Here is a 14,376-nt window from a genome sequence, read left to right on the forward strand (position 1 = left end):
GGAGGCAAGTTTCCTCCGGCTTTATCATGTCACCCACTGTGGTATATGCGTTGCGGTCTGCCAACTTTGCCGTGAACAATTTCAGCAATAATCAGATGGCGGCTGGCGCAATATTCAAGATAACGTCTGGCAGTGGTGCGGCTGATAGTCAGTGCCTGCGCCACCGTTTCTGCCGTATGTTGCACACCAGGCTCTTTAAACAGTTTTCGCACCGCGTTTAGCGTCAAGGGGTCAATGCCGGTCGGCAGTTCGTCTTTGGGTTCACCGCGAGCATAGGCATTAAACATCTCATCAATTTGCTTCTGGCTGGCGCTATCAATACTTTCCAGCATATGTTTACGCTGGCGGAAACGGGTTAGCGTTTGCCCCAGCCGTTCATAGGCAATTGGCTTAATGAGATAATCAAATACACCACAACGTACGGCTTCAGACACCGTTTCCATATCGCTGGCTGCAGTGGTAAACACCACGTCGCCGGGATAATGCGCCTGCACCAGTTCATGCAGTAAATTAATCCCTCTACCGTCAGGAAGATAGTTATCGAGCAAGATTAGCCCCGGCTTAAAACGCTCGATCATCATTCGGGCCTGCGCCAGGTTTCCCGCCAGTAATATCTGACTGAATCCGGGAATGTGACGAATATATTCCGCATGCATCTCTGCCAGCGGCGTTTCGTCCTCAACGATCAATAGGGTTAATGGAGCTGTCATTAGGTTTCACTTTCGGAATATAGATTGAAAATAAGGTACCGCAGGGATCATTATCTTCGAGAGTGATAACACCACCGCAGCGCGTTACGTAGCTGGCAATCAAGTACAACCCAATGCCATGTTCACCGGGCTCGTCAGCACGCGTACTGACACCCTGCTCAAATATTTTGTCTCGTAGAGACTCTGGAACGCCGCAGCCCTGATCGGCGACTTCAATCACCACATCATCGCCTTCATCGCTGAGGAATAATTCAACGATCTTGTTTCCTTCATCGCTACGTAGGCTGGCTTCGAAGGCGTTATCAAGTAAATTGCCAACAATGGCTGCAAACTCGGTGCTGTCCAGTCCTGGCGGCAGTTGCGAAAGCTGACTTCCGGGGACGATGACCATTTTTAGCCCCAGTTCGCGGGCGCGCTGCACTTTACCAAAAAGCAGCCCCGCCACCTGGCGATCGGCAAACGCCTCGCGCAGGCTATCAATAAGCTGTTGCTGGGCCTGAGACTCCCCCTGCACCATCGCCAACACGCGATCATACTCTTTCATCTGCAACAGACCATTGAGCGTCGACATCCAATTGAGATGCTCGTGTCGCAATGTGCGCAGGCTCTCGACGTATTGTTTAATTTGCGTCAGTTGCGCATTGAGGGTGGATATTTCGTCTTTACTACGAAAGCTGATAATGGCCCCCAGCAAATCATCACCAGAACGAATAGCTTCCCGGTTGGCAATAACGCTCAGACCGTTAAAGTTCGCCACCACATCCTGACGTTTTTCATCAATCTGTTCGGTAAAGAAATCGGCGGGCCTGACCACTTCAGCAATGGGTTTACCCAACCATTGCCGTCCGGGGGAACTCAGCCCCAGCATCTTTCTTGCGTTACGATTGATGGCGGTAATGTAACCGTGCGGATCCACCGCAATGAGCCCTTCATAAACCGAACTAAACAGAGCCTCTTGCTGACGGACCACGCGTGCGATTTGCTTTGGCTCCATGCCCATCATCTGCCGACGGATATGCGCGGCCAGGAACCACGACAGCAACATCAGAATCCCTAACAGCACGACAAACACGCCAGCCATCGGTAATAAAAACTCAGCCCGCCAGCTATCAATTTTACTCACCAGGTAGCCAATCGACACCACGCCGATGACTTTTCCATCGTCATCAAAGATTGGCGTTTTGGCACGCATCGCCATGCCAATTGACCCTTTCCCGGTGATGAAGTAGCTCTCCCCTTTCTCCAGCGCGCCCGGTTTGGTGAACTGCATAGGATAACCAATTTTCTCCGGATTAGGATGGTAAAGACGAATCGAGTGCCGATCGCCAATCACCACATAATCGAAATCAGTATCTCTTTGTAATTTGTCAGCGATGGTCGCCAGCCTCTTGTAGTCACGCGTTTTCACTGCGCTGATGATACTGTCATTAGAAGCAATAATTTTTGCCTGATTCATTGCCATGTCGCGCACATGAAGCGTTAAATAGTCCTCAAAACTGGCCGTAAAATATTGCGCCAGGGCTGCAATGACAAATATTGAGAACACCAGAATCAGCAAAAAGATACGCAGCGGAAATGCCAGTCTTTGGAAAAATGCAAACTGTTTATTCTCGTTAAGCTGCAACATTGTTTTCCTTGCGGGTTGTCCCGAGCCTCTTTGACGGATGTAATTAAAATGTTGAATCAAAATACATAGATATTAAATATAATCGTGGCAAATTTTATTCATTAAATCAATTAAATCACTTAAACCTGCGGGTCATTTCGTAATTACATTAATTAAAAAACTTAAAACCATTAAATAAATAAAAAACCACTAACTCTATGTGAAATAAATCAAAATTTCACGCTGCAATACTCCTTAGGATGTATAGCGAAAGGAGAAAAAGATATACCTCGATCGCCCCCCTTTCTCCCAAGTGAAAATAAAAGGTTATCAGTTTGCAACATCGAACAACATTCGTTGCAAATCGATAACAACATGCACCTTCAGGATACTATTTATTATGTTCGGCAATGATATTTTCACCCGTGTAAAACGTTCAGAAAATAAAAAAATGGCGGAAATCGCCCAATTCCTGCATGAAAATGATTTGAGCGTTGACACCACAGTCGAAGTATTTATTACCGTAACCCGCGATGAAAAGCTTATCGCGTGCGGTGGAATTGCCGGAAATATTATTAAATGCGTTGCTATCAGTGAATCCGTTCGCGGTGAAGGACTGGCGCTGACATTAGCCACTGAATTGATAAACCTCGCCTATGAGCGGCACAGCACGCATCTGTTTATTTATACCAAAACCGAATACGAGGCGCTGTTCCGCCAGTGCGGTTTTTCCACGCTGACCAGTGTACCCGGCGTGATGGTGCTGATGGAAAACAGCGCCACGCGACTGAAACGCTATGCCGAATCGCTGAAAAAATTTCGTCATCCAGGGAACAAGATTGGCTGCATTGTGATGAACGCCAATCCCTTTACGAATGGTCACCGTTATCTGATTCAACAGGCTGCAGCACAGTGCGACTGGTTGCATCTGTTTTTAGTTAAAGAAGATTCTTCACGCTTTCCCTATGAAGACCGGCTGGATCTGGTGTTAAAAGGCACCGCCGATATTCCACGCCTGACTGTGCATCGCGGCTCCGAATACATCATCTCCCGCGCTACGTTCCCTTGCTACTTCATTAAAGAACAGAGCGTCATTAACCATTGTTACACCGAAATTGATCTGAAGATTTTCCGTCAGTACCTCGCTCCCGCGCTGGGTGTAACTCACCGCTTTGTCGGTACTGAACCCTTTTGTCGCGTTACCGCCCAGTACAACCAGGATATGCGCTACTGGCTGGAAACGCCGACTATCTCCGCACCGCCCATCGAACTGGTTGAAATTGAGCGGCTGCGTTACCAGGAGATGCCGATATCCGCTTCCCGGGTACGTCAACTGCTGGCGAAAAACGATCTCACGGCTATCGCGCCGCTGGTCCCTGCAGTCACGCTGCATTATTTGCAGAACCTGCTTGAGCACTCCCGCCAGGACGCGGCAGCTCGTCAAAAGACCCCCGCATGAGAAACAGGTGAAAAATGAAAATAAACCAGCCCGCCGTTGCAGGCACCCTTGAGTCTGGGGATGTGATGATACGCATCGCCCCACTCGATACGCAGGATATCGATCTGCAAATCAACAGCAGCGTTGAGAAACAGTTTGGCGATGCAATTCGCACCACCATTCTGGACGTTCTCGCCCGCTACAACGTGCGCGGCGTACAGCTGAATGTCGATGACAAAGGCGCACTGGACTGCATTTTACGTGCACGACTGGAAGCCCTGCTGGCACGCGCCAGCGGTATCCCGGCTCTGCCATGGGAGGATTGCCAATGATTTCCGCTTCGCTGCAACAACGTAAAACTCGCACCCGCCGCAGCATGTTGTTTGTGCCTGGTGCCAATGCCGCGATGGTCAGCAACTCCTTCATCTACCCGGCTGATGCCCTGATGTTTGACCTCGAAGACTCCGTGGCATTACGTGAAAAAGACACCGCCCGCCGCATGGTTTACCACGCGCTGCAACATCCGCTGTATCGCGATATTGAAACCATTGTGCGTGTAAACGCGCTGGATTCCGAATGGGGTGTTAACGACCTGGAAGCCGTCGTTCGCGGTGGTGCGGACGTTGTGCGTCTGCCGAAAACCGATACCGCTCAGGATGTTCTGGATATCGAAAAAGAGATCCTGCGTATCGAAAAAGCCTGTGGTCGTGAACCCGGCAGTACCGGCTTGCTGGCGGCGATTGAATCTCCGCTGGGCATTACCCGCGCAGTGGAAATCGCTCACGCTTCCGAGCGTTTGATCGGTATCGCCCTCGGTGCAGAAGACTATGTGCGCAACCTGCGTACAGAACGCTCCCCGGAAGGAATTGAACTGCTGTTCGCTCGCTGCTCCATTTTGCAGGCCGCGCGCTCTGCGGGTATTCAGGCGTTCGATACCGTCTATTCCGACGCTAACAACGAAGCCGGATTCCTGCAAGAAGCCGCCCACATCAAACAGCTGGGCTTTGACGGCAAATCGCTGATCAACCCGCGTCAGATTGATCTGCTGCATAACCTCTACGCACCGACCCAGAAAGAAGTGGATCACGCCCGCCGCGTCGTAGAAGCCGCTGAAGCCGCCGCTCGCGAAGGCCTCGGCGTGGTTTCCCTGAATGGCAAGATGGTGGACGGTCCGGTTATCGATCGCGCCCGTCTGGTGCTCTCCCGCGCAGAACTTTCCGGCATCCGCGAAGAATAAGGCAATCAAAATGACGCAGAAAATTGAACAATCTCAACGACAAGAACGGGTAGCGGCCTGGAATCGTCGCGCTGAATGCGATCTTGCCGCTTTCCAGAACTCGCCAAAGCAAACCTACCAGGCTGAAAAAGCGCGCGATCGCAAACTGTGCGCCAACCTGGAAGAAGCGATTCGTCGCTCGGGTTTACAGGACGGTATGACGGTTTCCTTCCATCACGCTTTCCGTGGCGGTGACCTGACCGTCAATATGGTGATGGACGTCATCGCGAAGATGGGCTTTAAAAACCTGACTCTGGCCTCCAGCTCCCTGAGTGATTGCCATGCGCCGCTGGTAGAACACATTCGCCAGGGCGTGGTTACCCGCATTTATACCTCTGGCCTGCGCGGTCCACTGGCGGAAGAAATCTCCCGTGGTCTGCTGGCGGAACCGGTGCAAATCCACTCTCACGGCGGACGTGTGCATCTGGTACAGAGCGGCGAACTGAATATAGACGTGGCTTTCCTCGGCGTCCCGTCCTGTGATGAATTCGGTAATGCCAACGGCTACACCGGTAAAGCCTGCTGCGGCTCCCTCGGCTATGCAATGGTTGATGCCGACAACGCGAAACAGGTTGTGATGCTCACTGAAGAACTGCTGCCTTATCCGCATAATCCGGCAAGCATTGAGCAAGATCAGGTTGATCTGATCGTCAAAGTTGATCGCGTTGGCGATGCCGCGAAAATCGGCGCTGGCGCGACCCGTATGACCACTAACCCGCGCGAACTGCTTATTGCCCGTAGCGCTGCGGATGTGATTGTCAACTCTGGCTACTTCAAAGAAGGTTTCTCCATGCAGACCGGCACCGGCGGCGCATCGCTGGCGGTAACCCGTTTCCTGGAAGACAAAATGCGTAGCCGCGATATTCGCGCCGACTTCGCCCTTGGCGGTATTACCGCAACGATGGTTGATCTGCACGAAAAAGGTCTGATCCGCAAACTGCTGGATGTACAGAGCTTTGACAGCCACGCTGCACAATCGCTGGCCCGTAACCCCAATCACATCGAAATCAGCGCCAACCAGTACGCTAACTGGGGTTCAAAAGGCGCATCGGTTGATCGTCTCGACGTGGTGGTACTGAGCGCGCTGGAAATTGACACCCAGTTCAACGTTAACGTGCTGACCGGCTCTGACGGCGTACTGCGTGGTGCTTCCGGTGGTCACTGCGATACCGCGATTGCCTCTGCGCTTTCCATCATCGTCGCGCCGCTGGTACGCGGCCGTATTCCGACTCTGGTGGATAACGTGCTGACCTGCATCACCCCGGGCTCCAGTGTCGATATTCTGGTCACAGACCACGGTATCGCAGTTAACCCGGCACGTCCGGAGCTGGCAGAACGTCTGCAGGAAGCGGGCATTAAAGTGGTTTCCATTGAGTGGCTGCGTGAACGTGCGCGTCTGCTGACCGGTGAACCACAGCCGATTGAATTCACCGACCGCGTCGTTGCCGTTGTGCGTTACCGCGATGGCTCGGTGATCGATGTTGTGCATCAGGTGAAGGAATAAGCCATGCACCTGCTTCCTGAACTCGCCAGCCACCATGCGGTGTCAATTCCCGAGCTGCTCGTCAGCCGGGATGAAAGGCAAGCACGGCAACACGCCTGGCTCAAGCGCCATCCTGTTCCACTGGTCTCCTTTACCGTGGTTGCGCCTGGGCCGATTAAAGACAGCGAGGTCACACGCCGAATTTTTAATCATGGCGTGACAGCCTTGCGTGCCTTAGCCGCAAAACAGGGCTGGCAAATTCAGGAGCAGGTTGCACTGGTTTCCGCCAGCGGGCCGGAGGGCATGTTGAGCATTGCCGCCCCGGCTCGCGACCTCAAGCTCGCCACCATTGAGCTTGAACATAGTCATCCTCTCGGGCGGTTATGGGATATCGATGTCCTGACACCCGAAGGCGAAATTCTCTCCCGCCGCGACTATTCACTGCCGCCTCGCCGCTGCCTGTTGTGCGAGCAAAGCGCAGCTGTTTGCGCGCGTGGAAAAACCCATCAACTGACCGATTTACTCAACCGCATGGAGGCGCTGCTGAACGATGTCGATGCCTGCAACGTCAACTAAAAACACAAAGCTTGCGACGTCATTAATCGATGAGTACGCCCTGCTGGGCTGGCGCGCCATGCTGACTGAAGTCAATCTGTCACCGAAACCAGGCCTCGTGGATCGGATTAACTGCGGTGCGCATAAAGATATGGCGCTGGAAGATTTCCACCGCAGCGCGCTGGCGATTCAGGGCTGGTTACCCCGTTTCATTGAATTTGGTGCCTGTAGTGCTGAAATGGCACCAGAAGAGGTACTCCACGGATTACGCCCAATAGGTATGGCTTGCGAAGGTGATATGTTCCGCGCCACTGCGGGCGTAAACACGCATAAAGGCAGCATTTTTTCTTTAGGGCTACTGTGTGCGGCAATTGGCCGTTTGCTTCAACTCAACCAGTCGATAACGCCAATAACAATTTGTGCGACGGCGGCAAGTTTCTGCCGTGGCCTGACCGATCGCGAACTGCGTACCAATAATTCACAACTGACGGCAGGTCAACGGTTGTACCAGCAGCTTGGCCTTACCGGCGCACGCGGTGAAGCCGAAGCGGGTTATCCACTGGTGATCAACCACGCCCTGCCGCATTACCTCACTCTGCTGGATCAGGGGTTAGATCCTGAACTGGCACTGCTCGATACCTTACTCCTACTGATGGCGATCAACGGCGATACCAACGTTGCATCGCGCGGTGGCGAGGGGGGCCTGCGCTGGCTACAGCGCGAGGCGCAAACATTATTGCAAAAAGGGGGCATCCGAACCCCCGCCGATCTCGATTATCTCCGGCAGTTCGACAGAGAGTGTATCGAACGAAATCTCAGTCCAGGCGGCAGTGCCGACCTGCTGATCCTTACTTGGTTTTTAGCACAGATTTAATTATTTAAGCACTTGATAAAATTGGAATATTAATTGTCGGAGAACCCGTATGTCTTTAGCAAAAGATAATATATGGAAATTATTGGCGCCCCTGGTGGTGATGGGTGTCATGTTTCTTATCCCTGTACCTGACGGTATGCCGCCGCAGGCGTGGCATTACTTTGCAGTGTTTGTGGCAATGATTGTCGGCATGATCCTCGAGCCAATTCCGGCAACGGCGATCAGTTTTATTGCGGTTACTATTTGCGTTATTGGCAGTAATTACCTGCTCTTTGATGCCAAAGAATTAGCTGACCCAGCGTTTAATGCGCAAAAACAGGCGCTGAAATGGGGTCTGGCTGGTTTTTCCAGCACCACGGTATGGCTGGTATTTGGCGCATTTATTTTTGCATTAGGGTATGAAGTTTCCGGGTTAGGTCGTCGCATTGCCCTTTTCCTGGTGAAATTCATGGGCAAACGCACGCTGACGTTGGGTTATGCGATTGTCATTATCGACATTCTGCTGGCACCGTTTACACCGTCCAACACCGCGCGTACCGGGGGTACGGTTTTTCCGGTCATTAAAAACCTGCCGCCGCTGTTTAAATCATTCCCGAACGATCCGTCCGCGCGTCGTATTGGCGGCTATTTGATGTGGATGATGGTCATTAGTACCAGTCTGAGTTCGTCCATGTTTGTCACCGGTGCGGCACCAAACGTACTGGGTCTGGAGTTCGTCAGCAAAATTGCCGGTATCCAGATTAGCTGGTTGCAGTGGTTCCTCTGCTTCCTGCCGGTTGGGGTTATCTTGCTTATCATTGCGCCGTGGCTTTCCTACGTGCTGTACAAACCGGAAATCACACACAGTGAAGAAGTGGCAACCTGGGCGGGTGATGAACTAAAAACCATGGGTGCGCTGACGCGCAGAGAGTGGACGCTGATTGGTCTTGTATTGCTCAGCTTAGGTTTGTGGGTATTTGGCAGTGAAGTCATTAATGCTACTGCGGTAGGTCTGCTGGCAGTTTCGCTAATGCTGGCCCTGCACGTTGTGCCGTGGAAAGACATTACCCGCTATAACAGCGCATGGAACACACTGGTCAACCTGGCAACTCTGGTTGTGATGGCTAATGGCCTGACTCGTTCTGGTTTTATTGACTGGTTCGCCGGTACCATGAGTACGCACCTGGAAGGATTCTCACCAAACGCAACGGTGATTGTACTGGTTCTGGTGTTCTACTTTGCACACTACCTGTTTGCTAGCCTGTCTGCGCACACCGCAACCATGCTGCCGGTTATTCTGGCCGTCGGTAAAGGTATTCCGGGCGTACCAATGGAACAACTGTGTATCCTGCTGGTGCTGTCTATCGGTATCATGGGCTGTCTGACGCCGTATGCAACCGGTCCTGGGGTGATTATTTACGGCTGTGGCTATGTGAAATCAAAAGATTACTGGCGACTTGGTGCAATCTTCGGGGTGATTTACATCTCTATGCTGCTGTTGGTTGGCTGGCCGATTCTCGCCATGTGGAACTAATACGTTCGCCAAACGCTGAATAAATCATCACGCCCGCCAGGTAAGCCCACCTGGCGGGCTTTTTTATGATTTAATAGATAGTATTCAGTATATGTATGAGTTCCACACCCATTATGAAAGCATTCTGGCGTAACGCCGCGTTGCTCGCGGTTTCTCTGCTTCCCTTCTCTTCTGCCAACGCCGTGGCGTTGCAGGCAAAACAGTATGGCGATTTTGATCGCTATGTCCTGGCCCTCTCCTGGCAAACCGGATTTTGCCAGAGTCAACACGATCGAAATCGTAACGAACGAGATGAATGTCGCCTGCAAACCGAAACGACCAACAAAGCTGATTTTCTGACCGTACATGGTCTGTGGCCAGGATTGCCTAAATCGGTTGCTGCCCGTGGTGTTGATGAACGCCGCTGGATGCGCTTCGGTTGCGCTACTCGCCCAATCCCGAATCTGCCAGAAGCACGTGCCAGCCGGATGTGTTCATCGCCGGAAACCGGGTTATCGCTGGAAACGGCAGCTAAACTAAGTGAAGTCATGCCAGGAGCTGGCGGACGTTCCTGCCTGGAACGCTACGAATATGCCAAACACGGTGCCTGCTTTGGTTTTGATCCAGACGCATACTTCGGCACGATGGTACGCCTGAATCAAGAAATTAAAGAGAGCGAAGCCGGAAAATTCCTTGCGGATAACTACGGTAACACAGTGAGCCGCCGTGACTTTGATGCCGCCTTTGCCAAAAGCTGGGGAAAAGAGAACGTGAAAGCAGTTAAGCTAACGTGCCAGGGTAACCCTGCGTATTTGACTGAAATTCAGATCTCGATCAAAGCTGACGCCATCAACGCTCCGCTTTCTGCCAACTCATTCTTGCCACAACCACACCCAGGCAACTGTGGCAAAATCTTTGTGATTGATAAAGCAGGTTATTAATCCTCTGATTTACAAAACACGCTAATTCGTCTTCCATAAACCATGACGATTAAGATTTATACATAATGCGCTACATTGAGGAATTCCCTGAATGTGACGCAAATCACTTCAAAGAGTGAGCAACAGTCAGTATCATCATGTGAGTTAAACCCTCGCCGCCTGACGGTGAGGGTTTTCTTTTGGGTATGTTTATCTGCGACACTCGCAGTACCGACGACATGGAGTAAAAATGTCCAGACCAACTATCATCATTAACGACCTGGATGCCGAACGCATCGATATTCTGCTGGAGCAACCCGCCTATGCTGGTTTGCCAATCGCCGACGCGTTAAACGCAGAGTTGGATCGCGCCCAAATGTGTTCGCCAGAAGAGATGCCACACGACGTGGTGACAATGAACAGCCGGGTTAAATTCCGCAATCTTAGCGATGGCGAAGTGCGTGTGCGCACGCTAGTGTATCCGGCAAAAATGACCGACAGCAATACTCAGCTTTCCGTTATGGCTCCGGTAGGTGCTGCACTGCTGGGGCTGCGCGTTGGCGATTCCATTCACTGGGAACTTCCGGGCGGCGTTGCAACTCACCTTGAAGTGCTGGAACTCGAATACCAGCCAGAAGCTGCTGGCGACTACCTGCTTTAATCCCATCTGCACAAGCGATAACTCGCTTTGCCCAGAGGATGCACTCGCATCCTCTTTCCGCTCAAATATCAACCAGATTTATCATTTTGCTCTTAAGCGCAGCATTCTAATCTGAACTGGTTATTCATCTGCGGAACCTCATATGAGCGAAGCTCTCGGTATCACTGCATTTTATATATTCATAGCAGCAATTATTGTTGCTGCAGTGCTATACCTTGAACAACGCTGGTAGCGCCTGGTTTTATTTATTTTCCAGCTCAATAGCAAATTCAGATCAAATCAGCCTCGCAAATCATAGATTCATAACCAATAATGTGCTGTTATGTATACATGCAAAAACAAGGAGAGAATGCTTATGTACAAAACAATCATCATGCCAGTGGATGTTTTCGAAATGGAATTGAGCGACAAAGCGGTTCGCCACGCTGAATTCCTCGCCCAGGATGACGGAGTTATTCATCTACTTCACGTACTACCGGGGTCAGCCAGCCTGAGCCTGCACCGTTTTGCCGCTGATGTGCGTCGTTTTGAAGAGCATCTGCAACATGAAGCAGAAGAACGTCTGCAAACGATGGTCAGCCACTTCACCATCGATCCTTCCCGCATTAAGCAACATGTCCGTTTTGGTAGCGTGCGGGATGAAGTCAATGAGTTGGCAGAAGAACTGGGGGCTGATGTTGTAGTTATCGGTTCTCGCAACCCATCGATTTCGACCCATCTGTTAGGTTCTAACGCCTCGAGCGTGATCCGCCACGCCAATCTGCCGGTGCTGGTTGTGCGTTAATTGCCAGAATAAATATCCCGCCCTGCCCGGAGCCATCCCGGCGGGGCTTTTTATTGCCATAAAAAAGCCGCCAGGTTTGACCCCGGCGGCTAAGCAATTGCAGGTGAATCTTACTTCTTCTTATGCTGTTTTGGTGCGAATCAGGTAGTCAAAAGCACTCAGAGAGGCTTTGGCACCTTCGCCAGTGGCGATGATGATCTGCTTGTACGGAACCGTTGTACAGTCACCCGCTGCGAACACGCCTTTCACGTTGGTTTCGCATTTCGCATCAATGATAATCTCACCCATGCGGTTACGTCCGACTGCGCCTTCCAGCCAGTTGGTGTTCGGCAGCAGACCAATCTGGACGAAAATACCGGCCAGTTCGATGTTGTGAATATCGCCGCTGACACGATCGCGATATTCCAGACCAACGACTTTGCTGCCGTCGCCTTTCACTTCCGTGGTTTGCGCATTCAGAATAATTTCGACGTTTTTCAGGCTGCGCAGTTTGTCCTGCAGAACCTGGTCGGCTTTCATTTCTGGCGCAAATTCCAGCAGCGTTACGTGCTCAACGATACCCGCCAGGTCGATTGCCGCTTCCACGCCGGAGTTACCGCCGCCGATAACCGCTACGCGTTTGCCTTTAAACAGCGGGCCGTCGCAGTGCGGGCAGTAGGTCACGCCTTTGGTGCGATACTGATCTTCGCCCGGAACGTTCATGTTGCGCCATTTTGCACCGGTCGCCACGATAATGCTGCGTGCTTTCAGTACCGCGCCAGAAGCTGTTTCAATCTGATGCAGGCCGCCTTCAACCGCTGCCGGGATCAGTTTGCTGGCGCTCTGGCTGTCGATCACATCAACGTCGTATTCATCAACGTGAACTTTCAGCGCACCTGCCAGTTTCTGGCCTTCGGTCTTCGGTACAGAAATGTAGTTTTCGATATCAACGGTATCGAGGATCTGACCACCAAAACGTTCGCCCATCAGACCGGTACGGATGCCTTTACGTGCGGAGTAAATTGCTGCCGCTGCGCCCGCCGGGCCGGAACCGACGATTAATACGTCATAAGCATCACGCTTGTTCAGCTCTTCTGCCGCACGTTTTTCCGCGCCAGTATCAATTTTGGCGACGATTTCAGTCAACGTCATGCGACCCTGACCAAACTCTTTCCCGTTTACGAACACTGCCGGAACGCCCATCACGTTGCGATCGGTGATTTCGTTCTGGAAGGTGCCGCCGTCAATTGCAGTGTGCTTGATGCGCGGGTTTAGTACGCTCATCAGGTTCAGCGCCTGCACCACATCCGGGCAGTTGTGGCAAGAGAGCGAGTAATAGGTTTCGAATTCAAAATCACCGTCAATATGGCGAATCTGCTCCAGCAGAGACTGCGCTTCTTTCGACGGATGACCACCTGTCCACAGCAACGCCAGTACCAGCGAGGTAAACTCGTGGCCCAGCGGGGAGCCTGCAAAACGTGGCCCCTGGTTGGAACCTGGGTTGGTGATCAGGAAAGACGGCTTACGCACTGGCAAGCTGTTATCTTCTTTAAAGGTGACTTTGTCTGACAGTTCTGCGATTTCAGCCAACAGTTCCTTGATTTCTGCCGATTTAGCGCTGTCATCCAGCGTGGCAATTAACTCAACAGGCTTGGTCAATTTCTCAAGGTAAGCCTTGAGTTGAGTTTTCATATTTGTGTCGAGCATGTTTATCTCCTGGGCTTTAAACATCATCATGCAAGCGGCCTCTGCGGCTACCTGGATGCAGCTTGCATCATGGTGCGGGGAAGAAAATCGGGTGCCGCAGCACCCGAAGAATTAGGTGAATTTCCGAAGTATTTCGCGCCGGAGTTGGTAGCGCGAAAGACGAAGGAAATTTAGATTTTACCAACCAGGTCCAGAGACGGAGCCAGAGTTGCTTCACCTTCTTTCCATTTAGCCGGGCAAACTTCACCTGGGTGAGAAGCTACGTACTGTGCTGCTTTGATTTTACGCAGCAGGTCAGACGCGTCACGGCCAATGCCTTCAGCGGTAACTTCGATTGCCTGGATGATACCCTGCGGGTCAACAACGAAGGTCGCACGGTCAGCCAGACCTTCATCTTCACGCATGTTGTCGAAGTTACGGGTCAGGGCGCCAGTCGGGTCGCCGATCATCGCATATTTGATTTTAGCGATGGTTTCAGAGCTGCTGTGCCATGCTTTGTGGGTGAAGTGAGTATCGGTAGATACTGCGTATACGTCTACGCCCAGTTTCTGCAGTTCTTCGTAGTGGTCAGCAACGTCACCCAGTTCGGTCGGGCATACGAAAGTAAAGTCAGCCGGGTAGAAGAAGAAGACGCTCCAGCGGCCTTCGGTATCTTTTTCGGTGATTTCGATGAATTCGCCGTTTTTGAATGCCTGGTTTTTAAAAGGTTTAATTTTGGTGTTAATCAAGGACATCTATACTTCCTCCGTGTTTTCGATGAGATGTAAGGTAACCAATTTTTGCCGATTCGGCTAATGCGTTTCCATTATCAAATCGATAAGTTTTACCTTACAACCTTCGTAAGACAACTTTGTGAACTTTGCACCGCCAGCGGCGATAAAAAGTAAAATG

At 51.6% G+C, this 14,376-nt stretch carries 15 protein-coding genes; 11 read left to right on the top strand and 4 right to left on the bottom strand.

The features are described 5' to 3' along the window. Positions 1 to 29: 29 nt before the first annotated feature. Positions 30 to 710: a two-component response regulator DpiA gene (dpiA, locus tag ACJHWK_RS16330; RefSeq protein WP_000126500.1), complete on the bottom strand. Its 681-nt coding sequence runs from the start codon at positions 708 to 710 to the stop codon at positions 30 to 32. Beyond that, a complete protein-coding gene (gene dpiB, locus ACJHWK_RS16335) occupies positions 679 to 2,337 on the bottom strand; it encodes a sensor histidine kinase DpiB (protein WP_001305557.1) in 1,659 nt (552 codons plus the stop codon). Before dpiB ends, dpiA begins: the two co-directional genes overlap by 32 nt. A 379-nt stretch (positions 2,338 to 2,716) precedes the next feature. Between dpiB and citC the strand changes: the two genes are divergently transcribed. From citC to uspG, 11 genes are all read left to right on the top strand, one after another. Continuing rightward, entirely contained in the window at positions 2,717 to 3,775 is a 1,059-nt protein-coding gene (citC, locus tag ACJHWK_RS16340; protein ID WP_000467705.1) for a [citrate (pro-3S)-lyase] ligase, read from the top strand. A 14-nt stretch (positions 3,776 to 3,789) separates the two neighbouring features. Continuing rightward, positions 3,790 to 4,086, top strand: a complete 297-nt coding sequence (gene citD / locus ACJHWK_RS16345; RefSeq protein WP_000700703.1) for a citrate lyase acyl carrier protein — start codon at positions 3,790 to 3,792, stop codon at positions 4,084 to 4,086. Next, positions 4,083 to 4,991, top strand: a complete 909-nt coding sequence (citE, locus tag ACJHWK_RS16350) for a citrate (pro-3S)-lyase subunit beta (protein ID WP_001309339.1) — start codon at positions 4,083 to 4,085, stop codon at positions 4,989 to 4,991. The genes citD and citE overlap by 4 nt, the downstream gene beginning before the upstream one ends. A gap of 10 nt (positions 4,992 to 5,001) precedes the next feature. Further along, on the top strand, positions 5,002 to 6,534 hold the full coding sequence (citF, locus tag ACJHWK_RS16355) for a citrate lyase subunit alpha (RefSeq protein WP_000192245.1): 1,533 nt from the start codon (positions 5,002 to 5,004) through the stop codon (positions 6,532 to 6,534). A gap of 3 nt (positions 6,535 to 6,537) precedes the next feature. Continuing rightward, positions 6,538 to 7,089 (top strand): citrate lyase holo-[acyl-carrier protein] synthase, encoded by a 552-nt coding sequence (citX, locus tag ACJHWK_RS16360; RefSeq protein WP_000550409.1) that lies wholly within the window; start codon positions 6,538 to 6,540, stop codon positions 7,087 to 7,089. After that, positions 7,064 to 7,942 (top strand): triphosphoribosyl-dephospho-CoA synthase CitG, encoded by an 879-nt coding sequence (gene citG, locus ACJHWK_RS16365; RefSeq protein ID WP_001522532.1) that lies wholly within the window; start codon positions 7,064 to 7,066, stop codon positions 7,940 to 7,942. Before citX ends, citG begins: the two co-directional genes overlap by 26 nt. Before the next feature lie 49 nt (positions 7,943 to 7,991). Further along, a complete protein-coding gene (gene citT, locus ACJHWK_RS16370) occupies positions 7,992 to 9,455 on the top strand; it encodes a citrate/succinate antiporter CitT (protein ID WP_000050323.1) in 1,464 nt (487 codons plus the stop codon). 113 nt (positions 9,456 to 9,568) lie between these two features. Continuing rightward, positions 9,569 to 10,375, top strand: coding sequence for a ribonuclease I (gene rna, locus ACJHWK_RS16375; RefSeq protein WP_170886111.1), 807 nt, complete (start codon positions 9,569 to 9,571; stop codon positions 10,373 to 10,375). Positions 10,376 to 10,604: 229 nt separating this feature from the next. Further along, positions 10,605 to 11,015 carry a nucleoside diphosphate kinase regulator gene (gene rnk, locus ACJHWK_RS16380; RefSeq protein WP_000089731.1) on the top strand — a complete coding sequence of 137 codons (411 nt, stop codon included), beginning with the start codon at positions 10,605 to 10,607 and terminating at the stop codon, positions 11,013 to 11,015. A 142-nt stretch (positions 11,016 to 11,157) separates the two neighbouring features. Continuing rightward, on the top strand, positions 11,158 to 11,247 hold the full coding sequence (gene yldA / locus ACJHWK_RS16385) for a small membrane protein YldA (RefSeq protein WP_001287361.1): 90 nt from the start codon (positions 11,158 to 11,160) through the stop codon (positions 11,245 to 11,247). A gap of 123 nt (positions 11,248 to 11,370) precedes the next feature. Continuing rightward, entirely contained in the window at positions 11,371 to 11,799 is a 429-nt protein-coding gene (uspG, locus tag ACJHWK_RS16390; protein ID WP_000278505.1) for a universal stress protein UspG, read from the top strand. A gap of 120 nt (positions 11,800 to 11,919) precedes the next feature. On the opposite strand, the gene ahpF is transcribed toward uspG, so the two are convergent. Then, positions 11,920 to 13,485: an alkyl hydroperoxide reductase subunit F gene (gene ahpF, locus ACJHWK_RS16395; RefSeq protein ID WP_032142912.1), complete on the bottom strand. Its 1,566-nt coding sequence runs from the start codon at positions 13,483 to 13,485 to the stop codon at positions 11,920 to 11,922. Between the two features lie 170 nt (positions 13,486 to 13,655). Beyond that, positions 13,656 to 14,219 (bottom strand): alkyl hydroperoxide reductase subunit C, encoded by a 564-nt coding sequence (ahpC, locus tag ACJHWK_RS16400; protein ID WP_000052796.1) that lies wholly within the window; start codon positions 14,217 to 14,219, stop codon positions 13,656 to 13,658. Positions 14,220 to 14,376: the final 157 nt, after the last annotated feature.

Source organism: Escherichia sp. WS547 (genome assembly GCF_046486065.1).
In the GTDB taxonomy this organism is placed as follows: Bacteria; Pseudomonadota; Gammaproteobacteria; order Enterobacterales; family Enterobacteriaceae; genus Escherichia; species Escherichia coli.